Here is an 18,653-nt window from a genome sequence, read left to right as displayed (position 1 = left end):
CGCCTGTTTGCTCTATCGCGATGAAACGTCAGGCCATTTCCGCCGTGGTCTCGTAATCGAACGTGATCTCGCCGTCCTTGTAGTCGATGTGTACCACACCGCCATGCTCGGACAACTCGCCGAAGAGAATTTCCTCGGCCAGTGGACGCTTGATCTTGTCCTGGATCAGACGTGCCATCGGACGCGCGCCCATGGCCGCGTCGTAACCGCCTTCCGCCAGATAGCTTCTGGCCGCATCGGTCACCTCGAGCAGCACACGCTTGTCTTCCAGTTGCGCCTGAAGTTCGGTAAGGAACTTGTCCACCACGCTTTTGATGACCTCGTGACTGAGGCGACCGAATTGAATGATGGTGTCCAGGCGGTTGCGGAATTCCGGCGTGAAGCTTTTCTTGATGACTTCCATCGCATCGGACGAGTGGTCCTGATGGGTGAAACCGATCGAAGCACGCGCAGCGGTCTCGGCACCGGCGTTGGTGGTCATGATCACGATCACATTGCGGAAGTCCGCCTTGCGGCCGTTGTTATCGGTGAGCGTACCGTGGTCCATCACCTGCAGCAGCAGGTTGAAGACTTCCGGATGCGCCTTCTCGATCTCGTCGAGCAGCAGCACGCAATGCGGTTGCTTGGTGATCGCCTCGGTCAACAGACCGCCCTGGTCGAAACCGACATAGCCCGGCGGCGCACCGATCAGACGCGACACGGTGTGGCGCTCCATGTATTCGGACATGTCGAAACGAACCAGCTCGATACCCAGCGCTTTCGCCAATTGACGCGCCGCTTCGGTTTTACCGACACCGGTCGGACCTGCGAACAGGAACGAACCGACAGGCTTGTCTGGCGACTTCAGGCCGGCTCGCGACAGCTTGATCGCCGTCGACAGCGAATCGATCGCCGCATCCTGACCAAAGACCGTGAGCTTCAGATCGCGTTCAAGGTTACGCAGCAGCTCCTTATCGGAACTGTTGACGTGTTTAGGCGGAATCCGCGCGATCTTGGCGACGATGTCCTCGACCTGAGCCACGTCGATGCGCTTGACGCGCATTTCCGCAGGCTGCAGACGCTGGAAAGCACCCGCCTCGTCGATCACGTCAATGGCCTTGTCGGGCATGTGACGATCATTGATGTAGCGCGACGCGAGTTCGGCCGCTGCGCGCAGGGCTTCGTCGCTGTACTCGATGTTGTGGTGCTGCTCGAAGCGGCCTTTGAGCCCACGCAGAATGCCGATGGTGTCCTCGACCGAAGGCTCGGACACGTCGACCTTCTGGAAGCGACGGGCCAGCGCGCGGTCTTTTTCGAAGATGCCGCGGAATTCCTGGAACGTGGTCGAACCGATGCAACGGATATCACCCGAAGACAGCAGCGGTTTGAGCAGGTTGGACGCATCCATCACCCCGCCCGATGCAGCACCGGCGCCGATGATGGTGTGGATTTCATCGATGAACAGGATCGCCTGCGGGCGCTTCTTCAACTCGCCCAGCAGCGCCTTGAAGCGCTTCTCGAAATCACCACGGTATTTGGTCCCCGCCAGCAGGGCGCCCAGATCAAGCGAATAGACGACACTGTTGGCCAGCAGATCCGGCACCTGGTTGTCGACGATGCGTTTGGCCAGGCCTTCGGCGATGGCGGTCTTGCCGACGCCGGCCTCACCGACCAGCAACGGGTTGTTTTTGCGACGGCGCGCGAGAATCTGAGCGACGCGCTCGACCTCAAGCTCACGGCCCACCAACGGATCGATGCGGCCCTGACGGGCCAGTTCATTCAGGTTGCTGGCATAGGCATCCAGAGGATTGCCTGAGGAAGAAGACTCACCGCCCTCGTCGTCCTGCATATCTTGCTCACCTTCAGAGTGATCGCCATGCCCAGGCACCTTGGAAATGCCATGAGCGATGTAGTTGACGACATCGATACGGGCAACGCTCTGCTGCTTGAGCAGAAACACCGCCTGACTTTCCTGTTCACTGAAAATTGCCACCAGCACGTTGGCGCCGGTGACTTCACGCTTGCCGGAACTCTGCACGTGAAACACGGCACGTTGCAGCACACGCTGGAAGCCCAGAGTGGGTTGGGTCTCGCGATCCTCGTCGTGTACGGGAATCAGCGGCGTGGTGGAGTCGATGAACTCCTGAAGGTCGTGTTTGAGTTTGTCGAGGTTTGCGCCGCAGGCACGCAGAACAGTGGCGGCAGCCTCATTGTCCAATAGGGCCAGCAGGAGGTGCTCGACCGTCATGAATTCATGACGTTTGGAGCGGGCCTCTTTGAAAGCCAAATTGAGGGTGACTTCGAGCTCACGGTTTAACATAGCTTCACCTCATACCCAAGTGTCCGGCGTTAACCGTCCTTCTCGATCTCACAGAGTAGCGGATGCTGGCTTTCCCTGGCGTATTGGTTGACCTGCATTGCCTTGGTCTCGGCGATGTCGCGGGTAAACAATCCACAGACTGCCCGTCCCTCTGTATGGACGGCCAGCATGACCTTGGTGGCCAGCTCACGATTCAGGTTGAAAAACACCTCGAGCACTTCGACAACGAAATCCATCGGGGTGTAGTCATCGTTGAACAAAACCACCTTGTACATCGGTGGCACCTGCAATGTCGGCTTGGCTTCCTGTACAGCGATGCCCGCCGCGTCGTCCTCATGGGATTGCGGATCATCCTGATTGAATGTTAGTCGAATCTTGCTGATTGCATGCATGGTAAAGAAGGTTCACAGGGGACGTAATTGAAATAAGTAGTCGCAGTCATACCGGTTTTCAACTGGACCGCTGCGTGACCTTGACTATCGGCTAATCGGTGTTACAAACAATAGAACCCACATTGGGTAAAAAGGGTCCGCGCAGTCAACCAAAATTTTTTAGGTCCGGCGGATGAGAGGTGATGATACTCCCATCGGAGTCCTTTGCAGAGGGATGTGACTATGTCAAGCGGTAAGGTCAAGTGGTTCAACAACGCCAAGGGGTATGGCTTCATCGTCGAAGATGGCAAGGATGAGGACCTGTTTGCGCACTACTCAGCGATCAGAATGGACGGCTACAAGACCCTAAAGGCCGGGCAACTGGTTCAGTTCAAGATTACTCAGGGTCCCAAAGGGCTGCATGCAGTGGAAATCACTGCGCACCCATCCGCCACTAAAGAGACGATCGATCAGCACGAAACGCATCACGAACACAGCAAAGATCACGCCTGAGCCGGACCGTTCACGCGCGAGACCTTAAAGCCGGTCGGCCCACGAAAGCCGACCGGCTTTTTTTCGCCTGTACCCTCTGGCGTGCCTATAAATAAGGTTATGTCGAAGGCGCGGCCGACAAAGCCATCACTCTGGCCTGGCAAACGGCCCGGGCCTGCGTTCGACGCTTCGTGCATCTTGTTTCCCTCCGCCGACAGCTTGAGACCCGCGCGGATAGAATGCTCCTTTAGTCGAAATCCGACTTGCAATCCGACTGTCCGACACTGCACCATCCCGGCTGCGTCAGGTTGACGCAGGGCAAGCAGGCCGTGGCCTGTGGCGATCAGTGAGGATTTTCAAGGCCCGACCGACGGCACTGAACCAATCGCTGCGAGCGCAACGCGTTCACTCGGGTATCGTATCAATGGTCGGGACCGGTGATATACTCGCGCCGGTGACCGTAGGGTCATTGGGGGCCGAGCCATCTGGAACGAGACTTTCAGCCCTCGACAAGCCGCGCTGTTACCGCAGTCCGGCTGCTTGATGCTCGACTGATCTACCCCATATCACGCGACGAAATTCTCGACTTTCGGCTCATCGATACTTTGGGCGAAAGTGCCTACCCTGCGCATATCGAAATTTTGTGTACGCTCAGCAAAGAAGAGAGTTATCCCAAAAATGTCCAACCGCTCGAAGATCATCTATACCTTCACCGACGAAGCGCCTGCCCTCGCCACCTACTCACTGCTTCCCATCATCGAAGCCTTCACCTCCTCCGCCGACATCACCGTCGAAACCCGCGACATCTCTCTTGCAGCCCGTATTCTGGCCAGCTTCCCCGAGCAGCTGGGCGACAAGAAGGTTTCCGACGATCTGGCAGAGCTGGGCGAACTGGCGACGACGCCGGAAGCCAACATCATCAAGTTGCCGAACATCAGCGCATCGGTTCCGCAACTGAAGGCCGCGATCAAGGAACTGCAAGCCAAGGGCTACGACGTGCCGGACTATCCGGATGAAGTCGTGACCGAAGCCGACAAGGCAGCCCGGGCTGGCTATGACAAAGTAAAAGGCAGCGCCGTGAACCCGGTTCTGCGTGAAGGTAACTCTGATCGTCGCGCGCCGCTTTCGGTGAAGAACTACGCTCGCAAGCACCCGCACAAAATGGGCGCCTGGGCTGCCGACTCCAAATCCCACGTTGCCCACATGGACAATGGCGATTTCTACGGCAGCGAGCAGTCCTCCCTGATCGAAACCGCAGGTGCGGTGAAGATCGAACTGATCGGCAAAGACGGCAGCACCACCGTGCTGAAGGACAAGACCTCGGTGCTGGCTGGCGAAGTCATCGACTGCGCAGTCATGAGCAAGAAAGCGCTGCGCGCATTCGTCGCCAAGGAAATCGAAGACGCCAGGAAGCTGGGCGTGCTGTTCTCCGTTCACCTCAAAGCCACCATGATGAAGGTCTCTGACCCGATCATGTTCGGCGAGATCGTCGCCGAGTACTATCAGGATGCGCTGAACAAGCACGCTGAAGTCCTGAAGGAAATCGGCTTCAACCTGAACAACGGCATCGGCGACCTGTACGCCCGCATCAAGAATCTGCCGGCCGATCAGCAGGCGCAGATCGAAGCGGACGTCAAGGCCGTTTACGCCACCCGCCCTCCTCTGGCGATGGTCAACTCCGACAAGGGCATCACCAACCTGCACGTGCCGAGCGACGTCATCGTTGACGCCTCGATGCCTGCGATGATTCGTGATTCCGGCAAGATGTGGAACAACGACGGCGTCCTGCAAGACACCAAGGCCGTGATTCCGGATCGTTGCTACGCCACCATCTATCAGGCTGTGATCGAAGACTGCAAGAAAAACGGCGCCTTCGATCCGACCACCATGGGCAGCGTACCGAACGTCGGCCTGATGGCGCAGAAAGCCGAAGAGTACGGCTCGCACAACAAGACGTTCCAGATCGAAACCGACGGCGTGGTCCGCGTGACCGACGACAAAGGCCAGGTCTTGATGGAACAGAATGTTGAAGCAGGCGATATCTGGCGCATGTGCCAGACCAAGGACGCGCCGATCCAGGACTGGGTCAAACTGGCCGTCAACCGCTCGCGCCTGAGCAATACCCCTGCCATTTTCTGGCTGGACCCACAGCGCGCCCACGACGCGGTGATGATCAAGAAGGTCGAAAAGTACCTGAAAGATCACGATACCAGCGGCCTGGACATCACCATCAAGTCGCCTGTCGATGCGATGAAAACCTCGCTGGAGCGGATCCGCGCCGGCAAGGACACCATCTCGGTGACCGGCAACGTCCTGCGTGACTACCTGACCGACCTGTTCCCGATCATGGAACTGGGCACCAGCGCGAAAATGTTGTCCATCGTTCCGTTGATGAACGGCGGCGGCCTGTTCGAAACCGGCGCCGGCGGTTCGGCTCCGAAGCACGTTCAGCAGCTGAACGAAGAGAACTTCCTGCGCTGGGACTCGCTGGGCGAATTCCTGGCACTGGCGGCTTCCCTTGAGCACCTGGGCAACGTCTACGACAACCCGAAAGCGCTGGTACTCGCCACTGCCCTGGACAAAGCCACCGGCCAGTTCCTGGACAACAACAAGTCGCCATCGCGCAAGGTTGGCGGTATCGACAACCGTGGCAGCCACTTCTATCTGGCGATGTACTGGGCTCAGGCCCTGGCAGCCCAGACCGAAGATACCGCGCTGCAAGCCAAGTTCACCCAACTGGCGAAAACCCTGGCCGACAATGAAGCAACCATCGTTGCCGAACTGAACAGCGTTCAGGGCAAGCCCCTGGACATCGGCGGTTACTACTTCGCCACGCCGGAACTGGCCAGCAAAGCCATGCGCCCTAGCAAAACCCTGAACGACGCGATCAACGCGTTGAAGTAAGGTTGCCAGGTCGGCGGTTCACCCCGCCGAACGCATCATGAAAGCCCCGGCCATGTGTCGGGGCTTTCTTTTTTCCTGGATGCACACGATTCCCTGTAGGAGCAATCGGAGGTTACGACGGTCGCGATGCGGTGTGTCAGGAAAACCGCTATCGCGCCCCTCGCAAACTCGGATTGCTCCTACATTAACCGAGGAGATCTCGAATGACCTGGCAACCCCACATCACGGTCGCAACCGTCATCGAAGACAGCGGCCGCTTCCTGTTCGTCGAAGAATTGAAAAACGGCAAGCAGGTGCTCAATCAGCCCGCCGGTCACCTGGAAGCCAACGAAACCCTGCGCGAAGCCGCCATCCGTGAAACGTTCGAAGAAACGGGTTGGGACGTCGAGCTGACCGGCGTCGTCGGCATCTATCTGTACACAGCGCCCAGCAACGGCGTGACCTATCAGCGCGTATGTTTTTCGGCCAAGGCGATCAATCATCATCTCGATCAGCCACTGGACACCGGTATCGTCGGCGCCCCGTGGCTTACCCGCGATGAACTGGTCAGCCAGCCCGAACGCTGGCGCAGCGAGCTGGTGCTGCGATGCATCGACGATTATCTGGCCGGCCCGGTTCACAGCCTGGAGGTCGTGCGCGACTGACGGGCGCCTTCCCGGCTGAAGCCGGTCCTACTGAAACACGCCTTCCCGGCTAAAGCTGAAACGCATACTCCCGCGGGACCGGCTTCAGCGGGAACCGACATGCGCACGTCATCGTAGGACCGGCTTCAGCAGGAACCGACATGCGCACGTCATCGTAGGACCGGCTTCAGCCGGGAAGGCGTCCGGTTTCACACCCGAACACTCGGGATGCTCACTCAGCCCTGCTCTCGGCTGAAGCCGGTGCTCTGTTCCCATGCATTGCGTCAGCGCAACTGAATAGCTTTTAGCCTTGACGCCGACTCCCTGATAGAATCGCGTCCTTTTCCAGACTACCCATCGAATTCCTATGTCTGATTCAGCCTTTTCCAACACAGAAAAGAAGCGCGTCATCGTCGGCATGTCCGGCGGCGTGGATTCTTCGGTCTCCGCCCTTCTGCTCATGGAGCAGGGGTATCAGGTGGAAGGCCTGTTCATGAAGAACTGGGAAGAAGACGACGGAACGGAATACTGCACCGCCATGGACGACCTCGCGGACGCTCAGGCGGTGTGCGACAAGATCGGCATCAAGCTGCACACCGTGAATTTCGCGGCCGAATACTGGGATAACGTCTTCGAGCACTTCCTCGAGGAGTACAAGGCCGGCCGCACGCCGAACCCGGACATCCTGTGCAACCGCGAAATCAAGTTCAAAGCCTTTCTCGACTACGCCTTCATGCTCGGCGCCGACCTGATCGCCACCGGTCATTACGTGCGCCGTCGCGACATCGATGGCCGTACCGAACTGCTCAAGGGCCTGGACCCGAACAAGGATCAGAGCTACTTCCTGCACGCCGTCGGCGGCGAACAGATCGCCAAGACCCTGTTCCCGGTCGGCGAACTGGAGAAGCCCGAAGTGCGCGCCATCGCCGAGAAGTACCAGTTGGCGACCGCGAAAAAAAAGGACTCTACCGGCATCTGCTTCATCGGCGAACGTCGTTTCACCGACTTCCTCAAGCAGTACCTCCCTGCGCAGCCGGGCGAAATCAAGACCACCGAAGGCGAAGTCATCGGGCGCCACGCGGGCCTGATGTACCACACCATCGGTCAGCGTCAGGGACTGGGCATCGGCGGACTGAAGGATGCCGGCGATGAACCCTGGTATGTGCTGGTCAAGGATCTGGAGCATAACGAGCTGATCGTCGGCCAGGGCAACGAGCACCCGTGGTTGTTCTCCCGCGCCCTGCTCGCCTCGGAGATCTACTGGGTCAACCCGGTCGACCTCAGCACGCCGCGCCAGCTGACTGCCAAAGTGCGTTACCGGCAGAGCGACCAGAGCTGCACGCTGGAACGCACCGCCACCGGCTACCGCGCCACCTTCGACGAGCCACAGCGCGCGGTCACCCCCGGTCAGTCCGTGGTGTTTTACGACGGCGAAGTCTGCCTGGGCGGCGGCGTCATCGAAATCGCCGAACCCTGGCACAGCAAGGATGCTCGTTGATGAGTCCGATCCAAGAGCAACTGACCGCCCTGGGCGGCGTTTTTCAGGCTGCGGTGCTGGTGGACCGCATCGCCAAGACCGGTCAGGCCAGCGAGGCGGCGGTCGGCTGCCTGCTGGGCGGACTGCTGGTGATGGACCCCAAGGACACACTCGATGTGTTCGGCGGCGACGACCTGAACCTGCGCGAAGGCTATCGCGCGCTCGCCAGCGCTCTGGAGCGTGACCCCGGCACCCTGCAGCGCGAGCCATTGCGTTATGCCCTGGCGATGCTTGGGCTGGAGCGCCAGCTGTCCAAGCGCGACGACATGCTCGAGACCATCGGCAAGCGTCTGCCGCAGATCAAGTCCCAGGTCGAACATTTCGGGATCGTTCACGAGAACGTCATCGCTGCCAGTGGCGCGCTGTACCAGGACACGTTGAGCACGCTGCGCCAGCGCATTCAGGTGCATGGCGACATGCGCAACCTGCAACAGCCGAACAACGCCTCGAAAATCCGTGCACTGCTGCTGGCCGGAATACGCTGTGCGCGACTTTGGCGACAAGTGGGCGGGCATCGCTGGCAACTGGTCATCAGCCGTCGCAAGTTATTGAAAGAACTGTATCCCTTGCTCCACGGTTGATCCGGCGAGCACTGCGCTACCCAGGTTTTACCCCTCACGGCGCCCTCCATGACGGTAACCCGGCCTCGGCTGGACCGAATTTTCATGTATGATACGCGCCCCTTTTCGTTGCCCGACTGTCCGAGAACACCCCATGCAGCTTTCTTCGCTCACTGCGGTTTCCCCTGTAGACGGCCGCTACGCCGGCAAAACCCAGGCCCTGCGCCCTATCTTCAGCGAATACGGCCTGATCCGTTTCCGCGCCCTCGTCGAGGTTCGCTGGCTTCAACGCCTGGCGGCTCACCCGCAAATCTCTGAAGTCCCGGCCTTTTCCGCCGAAGCCAATGCCATTCTCGACGCGCTGGCCGATGACTTCGCGCTGGAGCACGCCGAGCGTGTGAAAGAGATCGAGCGCACCACCAACCACGACGTCAAGGCCATCGAGTACCTGCTCAAGGAACAGGCCGCCAAGCTGCCTGAACTGGCCAAGGTGAGCGAATTCATCCACTTCGCCTGCACCAGCGAGGACATCAACAACCTGTCCCACGCCCTGATGCTGCGCGAAGGCCGTGACACCGTGCTGCTGCCGCTGATGCGTCAGATCGCTGAGTCGATCCGCGAGCTGGCGATCCGTTTCGCTGCCGTACCGATGCTGTCGCGCACCCATGGTCAGCCGGCTTCGCCGACCACACTGGGCAAGGAACTGGCGAACGTCGTGTACCGCCTGGAGCGCCAGATCGCGCAGGTCGCCGCAGTTCCGCTGCTCGGCAAGATCAACGGCGCTGTCGGCAACTACAATGCACACTTGTCGGCCTACCCGGACATCGACTGGGAAGCCAACGCACGCGCCTTCATCGAAGACGAGCTGGGCCTGGGCTTCAACCCTTACACCACTCAGATCGAACCGCACGACTACATCGCCGAACTGTTCGACGCGATCGCGCGTTACAACACCATCCTGATCGACTTCGACCGCGACATCTGGGGCTACATTTCCCTGGGTTACTTCAAGCAGAAGACCGTCGCTGGCGAAATCGGCTCCTCGACCATGCCGCACAAGGTCAACCCGATCGACTTCGAAAACTCCGAAGGCAACCTGGGCATCGCCAACGCATTGTTCCAGCACCTGGCGAGCAAACTGCCGATCTCCCGCTGGCAGCGCGACCTGACCGACTCCACCGTATTGCGCAACCTCGGCGTGGGCTTCGCTCACAGCGTGATTGCCTACGAAGCGAGCCTCAAAGGTATCGGCAAGCTGGAGCTGAACGAGCAGAAGATCGCCGCCGACCTGGACGCCTGCTGGGAAGTGCTGGCCGAGCCAATCCAGACCGTCATGCGCCGCTACGACATCGAGAACCCGTACGAGAAGCTCAAAGAACTGACCCGCGGCAAGGGCATCAGCCCAGAAGCGCTGCAGACGTTCATCGACGGCCTCGAAATGCCCGCCGAAGCGAAGGCCGAGCTGAAAAAGCTGACGCCTACGAATTACATCGGCAACGCCGTGGCCCAAGCCCAGCGCATCTGATCGCACCCTACACGCTCTGAACGCCCGGCTGAGCCGGGCGTTTTTATTCCGGTCTGAAAAATACCTTTTTTCAATAGGTTACACATGAATCCTGATACTCCTCTTCAGTTGCTCGGTGGCATCTCGGCTCGCGAATTCCTGCGCGACTACTGGCAGAAGAAACCGCTGCTGATCCGCCAGGCGATTCCAGACTTTCAAAGCCCGATCGACCCTGACGAACTGGCGGGTCTGGCGCTGGAAGAAGAAGTCGAGTCGCGCCTGATCATCGAAAATGGCGAGCGCCCCTGGGAGCTGCGTCGCGGCCCGTTTGCGGAAGACGAATTTAGCAAACTCCCGGAAACCGAGTGGACGCTGCTGGTTCAGGCCGTCGATCAGTTCGTTCCTGAAGTCGGCGAGCTGCTGGAGCACTTCCGCTTTCTGCCCAGCTGGCGCATCGACGATGTGATGATCAGCTATGCAGCGCCGGGCGGCAGCGTCGGCCCGCACTTCGATAACTATGATGTGTTCCTGCTGCAGGGCCACGGCAAGCGCCACTGGAAAATCGGCCAGATGTGCGACACCGAAAGCCCTCTGCTGGAGCACGCCGACCTGCGCATTCTCGCTGACTTTCAGGGCGGCGAAGAGTGGACGCTGGAGCCGGGCGACATGCTGTACCTGCCGCCGCGCCTGGCGCACTGGGGTGTTGCAGTGGACGACTGCCTGACGTACTCGGTGGGCTTCCGCGCGCCGAGCGCGGCCGAAGTCCTGACGCACTTCACCGATTTCCTGAGCCAGTTCATGTCGGACGAAGAGCGCTATACCGACGCCGACGCCCAACCGGTCAGCGATCCGCATCAAATTCAGCACGACGCGCTGGACCGGCTGAAAGCGTTGCTGGCCGAACACATGGGCGACGAACGCCTGCTGCTGACCTGGTTTGGCCAGTTCATGACCGAGCCGCGTTACCCTGAACTGGTCGTCGGCCCTGAACTGGACGACACCGAACTGCTCGACAGCCTGGAACAGGGCGCCGTACTGATCCGCAACCCAAGCGCGCGCCTGGCGTGGTCGGAAGTCGACGACGACCTGTTACTGTTCGCCAGCGGCCAGAGCCGCCTGTTGCCAGGCCATTTGCGCGAGCTGCTGAAAATGATCTGCGCCGCCGATGCACTGCATTTCGATAATCTGGGCCAGTGGCTGGCAGATGACGACGGTCGCAACCTGCTCTGCGAGCTGGTCAAACAAGGAAGTCTGGGGTTTGCCGATGAATAAGATCCGCGTACGGGTAGCCGACTGGCAGAAAGATAACGCCGACATCCGGCGCATTCGCGAAGCCGTGTTCATTGCCGAGCAATCGGTTCCGCCGGAGCTTGAGTGGGACGCCGAGGATGCAGGTGCCCTGCACTTTCTCGCCCACGAAGGCGATTACCCGGTCGGGACGGCGCGGCTGTTACCCGATGGCGAGATCGGCAGGCTGTCCGTTCTCAAGGACTGGCGCGGCCTGAAGGTAGGCGACGCCTTGCTGACCGCGGTGATCAGCGAAGCGGAGAATCGCGATCTGAAAGAGCAGAAGCTCAGCGCTCAGGTTCATGCAACGGCGTTCTATGAGCGCTTTGGCTTCACGGTGATCAGCGAAGAGTTCCTCGAAGCCGGCCTGCCGCACGTGGACATGGTCCGGCATTCGGCATAAGCGAGGGCGCTGCCGCCTTTGAACGCCCCGTCGTTCTTGCCTCAGCTGGCTATGCTGATACAAGAACGCCGGGGCGTTCTGCTGTCTGCGATTCAATTTGGTCATGTCCAGGCCGACAAACTGGCAAACTCACTGCTTTGATGTGCCCTCGCGGAGAACTCACCGATGTCGTTACGCACCCTGCTCGCTTCAATGCTGTTGGCTTGCAGCTTCGCGGCAGTTGCCGCCACTGAAGTCATCCCCCTGAACAATCGCACCAGCGATGACCTGATGCCGACGGTGAAATCCTTTCTGGGCAACGAAGGCACCGTCAATGCTTACGGCAACAAGCTGATCGTCAACGCCGAGCCGGGCAAGATCAGTGAGTTGCGCGACCTGCTGTCTCAACTGGACACCGCGCCGAGGCGCCTGCTGATCACGGTCGACACCAGCGACAGCACTGTGCAGAACGATCAGGGTTATTCGGTCAACGGCACCGTTCGGTCGCAAAACGGCCGCACCGGCGTCAACGGTCAGACGCGCATCATCAACTACGGCACGGCCAGCCGTGACGGCGGCCAGCAACAGGTTCAGGCCAACGAGGGCACGCCCGCACTGATTCAGGTGGGCCAGAGCATTCCCATCACCACCGTGCAGTCGGACGGCTATGGCTACCCGCAGACGAACACGCAATATCGCAACGTGACACAAGGTTTCTACGTCACCGCCAACGTCAGCGGCGACACCGTTCACCTGAGCATCACCACCAACAACGACCGCATGAGCCAACAGCGCGCCGACGCCATCAAGGTGCAGAGCACCGACACTCAGGTCAGCGGTCGACTGGGTGAATGGATCACCCTGGCCGGGGTGAGCGATCAGTCCCGCGCCAACGAACAGGGGGTAACACAGCGCTATTCCACTCAAGGCCGGGACGACATGACCCTGCGCGTGAAAGTCGACAGCCTCGATTGACCCCACACCCACCGGGATGTTGCAGCATCACCGGCGTCTAAGCTGACGCTCTCATCCGAATGCTGCGGCATTACCTGGCATCCGAGCTGGGACTCAAACCTGTAGGAGTGAGCTTGCTCGCGATGACTGACGACCTGTCACAGCATCTCCAGCGGATGCACCGGCCTCTTCCCGGCTGAAGCCGGTCCTACAGACAAGGCAAGCTTTTCATAGCACCGGCTTCAGCCGGGAAGGCATCGGGTATCAGGCCGTTGATCGAAGCGGCTTCAAAGCCTGTGGCTCACTCCCACAAGATCTCCAGGCTCCCCAACCCTCCAGTCAGACACAAATCCCGAGGGAGCGAGCTTGCTCGCGAGGACTGACTACCTGTCACCGCACCTCCAACGGATGTACCGACCTTTTCTTGAGCAAGCTCACTTCCACAGCGATGCGGCTGGATTATCCGGCATAGCAAAAGCTGGTCTTCCTGCGATGCAATCGATCCATTTCCAGCCTGCTATGTAGTGCGCATTTACGCACTACATAATTCCCTTCATCCCGTGACCGCCCAGTCCTGTAGCTGACTTGTGCGATCTGGACCTCAAAGCCCGAATCTGACTGGCGAGTCGTTTTCGACGAATAATGTAGTACGAATAAAAAAGCACTACAAAGTGTTTGACGAGGCGAAAATGCCGAGGCATGATGACCTCGCTCCCACTGACAGGAGGCGCTACAGAACGCCTCATGATCGCGCTCAAACTCAACCAGATTGAGCCGGTTTGTATCATTTTCGCCCAAAAGGCGGCGTCATCGCTTCACCACCGTGACCGCGAAAAGAATTCAGGCAATCCACATGCTTTCCTGTCCAGTGAGCAGCCATAAGTGCGCCTTGAATAAATGCAAGGCCCCCCGGCGGAGCAAGGCGCTTCACCTCAAGACCCACAAGACCAAGCGACGAGGTTTACCCCCATGGCACTGACACGCGAACAACAAATTGCAGCCATCGAGAAAGACTGGGCCGAGAATCCACGCTGGAAAGGCGTAACCCGCACCTACTCCGCTGCTGACGTCGTCCGCCTGCGTGGCTCGATCCAGCCTGAACATACACTGGCGAAAATGGGCGCTGAAAAGCTCTGGAATCTGGTGACTCAAGGCGCCAAGCCGTCCTTCCGTCCCGACAAAGACTTCGTCAACTGCATGGGCGCCCTGACCGGCGGTCAAGCGGTGCAACAGGTCAAGGCCGGGATTCAGGCGATCTATCTGTCGGGCTGGCAGGTGGCCGCCGACAATAACTCTGCGGAGTCGATGTACCCCGATCAGTCGCTGTACCCGGTGGATTCGGTTCCGACCGTGGTCAAGCGCATCAATAACTCATTCCGTCGCGCCGACCAGATCCAGTGGAAAGCCGGCAAGAACCCAGGTGACGAAGGGTATATCGACTATTTCGCGCCGATCGTGGCTGACGCCGAAGCCGGCTTTGGCGGTGTGCTGAACGCTTACGAACTGATGAAGAGCATGATCGAAGCGGGCGCTGCCGGCGTGCATTTCGAAGACCAGCTGGCTTCGGTGAAGAAATGCGGCCACATGGGCGGCAAGGTGCTGGTCCCGACTCAGGAAGCGGTGCAGAAGCTGGTGGCAGCACGACTGGCCGCCGACGTTGCGGGGGTGCCGACGATCATCCTGGCGCGCACCGACGCCAACGCCGCCGACTTGCTGACGTCCGACTGCGATCCGTATGACAAACCGTTCGTGACCGGCACCCGAACGCCCGAAGGCTTCTATAAAGTGCGCGCGGGTCTGGATCAGGCCATCGCCCGTGGCCTGGCATACGCGCCTTATGCAGACCTGATCTGGTGTGAAACCGCCAAACCGGATCTGGACGAAGCCCGCCGCTTCGCCGAAGCAATCAAAAAGGAATACCCGGACCAACTGCTGTCCTACAACTGCTCACCTTCCTTCAACTGGAAGAAGAACCTGGACGACGCGACCATCGCCAAATTCCAGCGCGAGCTGTCGGCGATGGGCTACAAGCACCAGTTCATCACGCTGGCAGGCATCCATAACATGTGGCACAGCATGTTCAACCTGGCGCACGACTACGCTCGCAACGACATGACGGCCTACGTGAAGCTTCAGGAGCAGGAGTTCGCCGATGCGGCGAAGGGCTATACGTTTGTGGCGCACCAGCAGGAAGTGGGCACCGGCTACTTCGACGACATGACCACCGTGATCCAGGGCGGTCAGTCCTCGGTGACCGCATTGACCGGGTCGACGGAAGAAGAGCAGTTTCACTAAGCGCTCTACGCAATTACCAGAAAGCCGCCTTCGGGCGGCTTTCTGTTTGGGACGCAGAAGCAACGATCGACCTAAGCAGTCAACCGTTATCTGATAGGCACATCGAATCAACCCGCGCAAGTTAATTAACCTGAGCCCCATATATCTCGCCATTCAACGGCCAGCATTAAGGCCAACTTTGTCACAGCGCAGTGACAGATGCATAAAGGTGCTCAAATGATATTAATTATCATTCGATGACCACGACTTTCATTACCGCGGGTGTGAAACATAATTAACAAAACGGCCCCTAATGCCCGTCCCATCAGGCCCCGCGCACCAAAACCATGACTTATCTCATTAATCCTACGAATAAATTTGATGCAGAAAATTTACTTGCCCACCTTTTGCACATAAAATCCCGGAATTGATCGCACTGCGACATATCGTCACTGCTTCTACTTCTTTTCAAGCTCAGAGACCTTTGCTCTCTGTTAAGGACTGCCAGCATGCCCGAATCGACAGGTTTGATTGCCCACAACTGGGGCTTCGCCATTTTCCTTTTGGGCGTCATCGGCCTCTGTGCCTTCATGCTCGGCCTCTCCAGCCTGCTGGGTTCCAAAGCCTGGGGCCGCAGCAAGAACGAGCCGTTCGAATCCGGCATGCTGCCTACAGGCGGCGCCCGCCTGCGGCTCTCCGCAAAATTCTATCTGGTCGCGATGCTGTTCGTGATTTTCGATATCGAAGCCCTCTTTCTGTACGCCTGGTCTGTGTCCGTCCGCGAAAGTGGCTGGACCGGCTTCGCCGAAGCTCTCGTTTTCATAGCAATTCTGTTGGCAGGTCTTGTCTACCTATGGCGGGTAGGGGCGCTCGATTGGGCTCCCGTTGGTCGTCGTAACCGGCAGGCGAAGCTAAAACAATGAGGCTTTGGCAATGCAATACAATCTCACCAGGATCGACCCGGATGCTCCTAACGAGCAGTACCCCATCGGCGAACGGGAAACCGTTTCCGATCCGTTAGAAGATCAAGTCCACAAAAACATCTTCATGGGCAAGCTCGAGGACGTGCTGAGCGGTGCCGTCAACTGGGGTCGCAAAAACTCCCTTTGGCCGTACAACTTCGGTCTGTCCTGCTGCTACGTGGAAATGACCACCGCCTTCACGGCGCCCCACGACATCGCGCGCTTCGGCGCCGAAGTGATCCGGGCATCGCCGCGTCAGGCGGATTTCATGGTTATTGCCGGTACCTGCTTCATCAAGATGGCGCCGATCATCCAGCGTCTCTACGAGCAAATGCTCGAGCCTAAATGGGTCATCTCCATGGGTTCGTGCGCCAACTCCGGTGGCATGTACGACATCTATTCCGTTGTGCAGGGCGTGGACAAGTTCCTGCCTGTGGATGTCTACGTGCCCGGCTGTCCGCCCCGTCCAGAGGCATTTCTGCAAGGCCTGATGCTGTTGCAGGAATCCATTGGCCAGGAGCGTCGCCCTCTTTCCTGGGTCGTCGGCGACCAAGGCGTGTACCGCGCCGAGATGCCGTCGCAGAAGGAACAGCGCCGCGAACAGCGTATTCAGGTCACAAACCTGCGCAGCCCCGACGAAGTCTGATCCAGGTTTTCTTTTACAAAAAGAAGCCTGAACCTGGGTTCATTCTGTACGTTGACCGATAGCGATCGAGACCTATGACTGCAGACACCGCTCTGTACATCCCGCCTTACAAGGCTGACGACCAAGATGTCGTCGTTGAACTCCACAACCGTTTTGGCGCCGAGGCGTTCACCGCCCAGTCCACCGTCACCGGCATGCCGGTGCTGTGGGTGGCGCGTGCAAGACTGTTCGAAATCCTGACGTTCCTGCGCAATGTGCCGAAGCCGTACTCGATGCTGTACGACCTGCACGGCGTTGACGAACGCTTGCGTACCAAGCGCCGTGGCTTGCCGGACGCTGACTTCACCGTGTTCTACCACCTGCTGTCGGTGGAACGTAACAGTGACGTGATGATCAAGGTCGCGCTGTCCGAGGGCGACCTCAGCGTGCCGACCGTCACCAGCATCTGGCCGAACGCCAACTGGTACGAGCGTGAAGTGTGGGACATGTTCGGGATCGATTTCCCGGGTCACCCGCACCTGAGCCGCATCATGATGCCGCCGACCTGGGAAGGTCACCCGCTGCGCAAGGACTACCCTGCCCGCGCCACCGAATTCGACCCGTACAGCCTGACGCTGGCCAAGCAACAACTGGAAGAAGAAGCCGCGCGCTTCCGTCCGGAAGACTGGGGCATGAAGCGTTCCGGGACCAACGAGGACTACATGTTCCTCAACCTGGGCCCGAACCACCCTTCGGCCCACGGTGCGTTCCGCATCGTGCTGCAACTGGACGGTGAAGAGATCGTCGATTGCGTTCCGGACATCGGCTACCACCACCGTGGTGCCGAGAAGATGGCCGAGCGTCAGTCCTGGCACAGCTTCATTCCCTACACCGACCGTATCGATTACCTGGGCGGGGTGATGAACAACCTGCCGTACGTGCTTTCAGTCGAGAAACTGGCCGGCATCAAGGTGCCCGAGAAGGTCGATGTCATCCGCATCATGATGGCCGAGTTCTTCCGCATCACCAGCCACCTGCTGTTCCTGGGGACCTACATTCAGGACGTGGGCGCCATGACGCCGGTGTTCTTCACCTTCACCGACCGGCAGAAAGCCTATACGGTGATCGAAGCGATCACCGGTTTCCGCCTGCACCCGGCCTGGTATCGCATCGGTGGCGTCGCACATGACCTGCCCCGCGGCTGGGACAAACTGGTCAAGGACTTCGTCGAGTGGTTGCCCAAGCGCCTGGACGAATACACCAAGGCTGCGCTGCAGAACAGCATCCTGAAAGGGCGCACCATCGGCGTCGCCGCCTACAACACCAAAGAAGCGCTGGAATGGGGCGTCACCGGTGCCGGCCTGCGCTCGACCGGCTGCGACTTCGACCTGCGCAAGGCACGCCCTTACTCCGGATACGAGAACTTCGAATTCGAAGTGCCACTGGGGCACAACGGCGATGCCTATGACCGCTGCATGGTCCGCGTCGAAGAGATGCGCCAGAGCATCAGGATCATCGACCAGTGCCTGCGCAACATGCCGGAAGGCCCGTACAAAGCGGACCATCCGCTGACCACGCCGCCGCCCAAAGAGCGCACGCTGCAGCACATCGAAACCTTGATCACGCACTTCCTGCAGGTTTCGTGGGGTCCGGTCATGCCGGCCAACGAATCCTTCCAGATGATCGAAGCGACCAAGGGCATCAACAGTTATTACCTGACGAGCGACGGCGGCACCATGAGCTACCGTACCCGGATTCGCACCCCAAGCTACCCGCACCTGCAGCAGATCCCTTCGGTGATCAAAGGCAGCATGGTCGCGGACTTGATCGCGTACCTGGGTAGTATCGACTTCGTTATGGCCGACGTGGACCGCTAAGC

Annotated in this window: 16 protein-coding genes; 14 read left to right on the top strand and 2 right to left on the bottom strand. The window is 59.3% G+C overall.

Annotated elements, in window-relative coordinates:
- Positions 1 to 28: 28 nt before the first annotated feature.
- A complete protein-coding gene (gene clpA, locus BMZ10_RS21345) occupies positions 29 to 2,299 on the bottom strand; it encodes an ATP-dependent Clp protease ATP-binding subunit ClpA (protein WP_093466828.1) in 2,271 nt (756 codons plus the stop codon).
- Between the two features lie 29 nt (positions 2,300 to 2,328).
- The gene (clpS, locus tag BMZ10_RS21340) at positions 2,329 to 2,691 is read right to left on the bottom strand and encodes an ATP-dependent Clp protease adapter ClpS (protein ID WP_074755300.1); all 363 of its coding nucleotides are present in this window, start codon (positions 2,689 to 2,691) and stop codon (positions 2,329 to 2,331) included.
- Between the two features lie 222 nt (positions 2,692 to 2,913).
- Between clpS and cspD the strand changes: the two genes are divergently transcribed.
- From cspD to nuoC, 14 genes are all read left to right on the top strand, one after another.
- Entirely contained in the window at positions 2,914 to 3,183 is a 270-nt protein-coding gene (gene cspD, locus BMZ10_RS28105) for a cold shock domain-containing protein CspD (protein WP_093466826.1), read from the top strand.
- A gap of 657 nt (positions 3,184 to 3,840) precedes the next feature.
- Positions 3,841 to 6,066 carry an NADP-dependent isocitrate dehydrogenase gene (locus tag BMZ10_RS21325; protein WP_093466822.1) on the top strand — a complete coding sequence of 742 codons (2,226 nt, stop codon included), beginning with the start codon at positions 3,841 to 3,843 and terminating at the stop codon, positions 6,064 to 6,066.
- Between the two features lie 203 nt (positions 6,067 to 6,269).
- The gene (locus BMZ10_RS21320) at positions 6,270 to 6,710 is read left to right on the top strand and encodes an NUDIX hydrolase (RefSeq protein ID WP_093466820.1); all 441 of its coding nucleotides are present in this window, start codon (positions 6,270 to 6,272) and stop codon (positions 6,708 to 6,710) included.
- 346 nt (positions 6,711 to 7,056) lie between these two features.
- The gene (gene mnmA / locus BMZ10_RS21315) at positions 7,057 to 8,187 is read left to right on the top strand and encodes a tRNA 2-thiouridine(34) synthase MnmA (protein ID WP_093466818.1); all 1,131 of its coding nucleotides are present in this window, start codon (positions 7,057 to 7,059) and stop codon (positions 8,185 to 8,187) included.
- Positions 8,187 to 8,807 carry a high frequency lysogenization protein HflD gene (hflD, locus tag BMZ10_RS21310; protein WP_081567383.1) on the top strand — a complete coding sequence of 207 codons (621 nt, stop codon included), beginning with the start codon at positions 8,187 to 8,189 and terminating at the stop codon, positions 8,805 to 8,807. Before mnmA ends, hflD begins: the two co-directional genes overlap by 1 nt.
- A 133-nt stretch (positions 8,808 to 8,940) precedes the next feature.
- Positions 8,941 to 10,311, top strand: a complete 1,371-nt coding sequence (gene purB, locus BMZ10_RS21305) for an adenylosuccinate lyase (RefSeq protein WP_093466816.1) — start codon at positions 8,941 to 8,943, stop codon at positions 10,309 to 10,311.
- 84 nt (positions 10,312 to 10,395) lie between these two features.
- Positions 10,396 to 11,562: a ribosomal protein uL16 3-hydroxylase gene (locus BMZ10_RS21300; protein ID WP_093466814.1), complete on the top strand. Its 1,167-nt coding sequence runs from the start codon at positions 10,396 to 10,398 to the stop codon at positions 11,560 to 11,562.
- Positions 11,555 to 11,980 carry a GNAT family N-acetyltransferase gene (locus tag BMZ10_RS21295; protein ID WP_093466812.1) on the top strand — a complete coding sequence of 142 codons (426 nt, stop codon included), beginning with the start codon at positions 11,555 to 11,557 and terminating at the stop codon, positions 11,978 to 11,980. Before BMZ10_RS21300 ends, BMZ10_RS21295 begins: the two co-directional genes overlap by 8 nt.
- Before the next feature lie 165 nt (positions 11,981 to 12,145).
- Entirely contained in the window at positions 12,146 to 12,934 is a 789-nt protein-coding gene (locus BMZ10_RS21290) for a secretin N-terminal domain-containing protein (RefSeq protein WP_093466810.1), read from the top strand.
- Between the two features lie 723 nt (positions 12,935 to 13,657).
- Entirely contained in the window at positions 13,658 to 13,795 is a 138-nt protein-coding gene (locus tag BMZ10_RS27755) for a hypothetical protein (protein WP_177182186.1), read from the top strand.
- Positions 13,796 to 13,882: 87 nt separating this feature from the next.
- Positions 13,883 to 15,208, top strand: a complete 1,326-nt coding sequence (gene aceA / locus BMZ10_RS21285) for an isocitrate lyase (RefSeq protein ID WP_093466808.1) — start codon at positions 13,883 to 13,885, stop codon at positions 15,206 to 15,208.
- Between the two features lie 488 nt (positions 15,209 to 15,696).
- Positions 15,697 to 16,110: an NADH-quinone oxidoreductase subunit A gene (locus BMZ10_RS21280; RefSeq protein ID WP_062380742.1), complete on the top strand. Its 414-nt coding sequence runs from the start codon at positions 15,697 to 15,699 to the stop codon at positions 16,108 to 16,110.
- 10 nt (positions 16,111 to 16,120) lie between these two features.
- Positions 16,121 to 16,795, top strand: coding sequence for a NuoB/complex I 20 kDa subunit family protein (locus BMZ10_RS21275; protein WP_007929186.1), 675 nt, complete (start codon positions 16,121 to 16,123; stop codon positions 16,793 to 16,795).
- Between the two features lie 74 nt (positions 16,796 to 16,869).
- Entirely contained in the window at positions 16,870 to 18,651 is a 1,782-nt protein-coding gene (gene nuoC, locus BMZ10_RS21270) for an NADH-quinone oxidoreductase subunit C/D (protein WP_093466806.1), read from the top strand.
- The last annotated feature ends 2 nt before the right edge of the window (positions 18,652 to 18,653 follow it).

It is taken from the genome of Pseudomonas sp. NFR16 (assembly GCF_900108875.1).
Taxonomy (GTDB): domain Bacteria; phylum Pseudomonadota; class Gammaproteobacteria; order Pseudomonadales; family Pseudomonadaceae; genus Aquipseudomonas.
Note: the sequence above shows the minus strand (reverse complement) of the source record. Positions and strands in the feature narration are given on the sequence as shown.

What these genes read in the sequence shown, in the direction of transcription:
- BMZ10_RS21275 (WP_007929186.1), top strand. Translation starts at nt 16,121, where the DNA reads ATGCAATACAATCTCACCAGGATCGACCCGGATGCTCCTAACGAGCAG.
- nuoC (WP_093466806.1), top strand. Translation starts at nt 16,870, where the DNA reads ATGACTGCAGACACCGCTCTGTACATCCCGCCTTACAAGGCTGACGAC.
- clpA (WP_093466828.1), bottom strand. Translation starts at nt 2,299, where the DNA reads ATGTTAAACCGTGAGCTCGAAGTCACCCTCAATTTGGCTTTCAAAGAG.
- clpS (WP_074755300.1), bottom strand. Translation starts at nt 2,691, where the DNA reads ATGCATGCAATCAGCAAGATTCGACTAACATTCAATCAGGATGATCCG.
- BMZ10_RS21320 (WP_093466820.1), top strand. Translation starts at nt 6,270, where the DNA reads ATGACCTGGCAACCCCACATCACGGTCGCAACCGTCATCGAAGACAGC.
- mnmA (WP_093466818.1), top strand. Translation starts at nt 7,057, where the DNA reads ATGTCTGATTCAGCCTTTTCCAACACAGAAAAGAAGCGCGTCATCGTC.
- BMZ10_RS27755 (WP_177182186.1), top strand. Translation starts at nt 13,658, where the DNA reads ATGATCGCGCTCAAACTCAACCAGATTGAGCCGGTTTGTATCATTTTC.
- BMZ10_RS21325 (WP_093466822.1), top strand. Translation starts at nt 3,841, where the DNA reads ATGTCCAACCGCTCGAAGATCATCTATACCTTCACCGACGAAGCGCCT.
- purB (WP_093466816.1), top strand. Translation starts at nt 8,941, where the DNA reads ATGCAGCTTTCTTCGCTCACTGCGGTTTCCCCTGTAGACGGCCGCTAC.
- BMZ10_RS21290 (WP_093466810.1), top strand. Translation starts at nt 12,146, where the DNA reads ATGTCGTTACGCACCCTGCTCGCTTCAATGCTGTTGGCTTGCAGCTTC.
- hflD (WP_081567383.1), top strand. Translation starts at nt 8,187, where the DNA reads ATGAGTCCGATCCAAGAGCAACTGACCGCCCTGGGCGGCGTTTTTCAG.
- aceA (WP_093466808.1), top strand. Translation starts at nt 13,883, where the DNA reads ATGGCACTGACACGCGAACAACAAATTGCAGCCATCGAGAAAGACTGG.
- BMZ10_RS21295 (WP_093466812.1), top strand. Translation starts at nt 11,555, where the DNA reads ATGAATAAGATCCGCGTACGGGTAGCCGACTGGCAGAAAGATAACGCC.
- cspD (WP_093466826.1), top strand. Translation starts at nt 2,914, where the DNA reads ATGTCAAGCGGTAAGGTCAAGTGGTTCAACAACGCCAAGGGGTATGGC.
- BMZ10_RS21300 (WP_093466814.1), top strand. Translation starts at nt 10,396, where the DNA reads ATGAATCCTGATACTCCTCTTCAGTTGCTCGGTGGCATCTCGGCTCGC.
- BMZ10_RS21280 (WP_062380742.1), top strand. Translation starts at nt 15,697, where the DNA reads ATGCCCGAATCGACAGGTTTGATTGCCCACAACTGGGGCTTCGCCATT.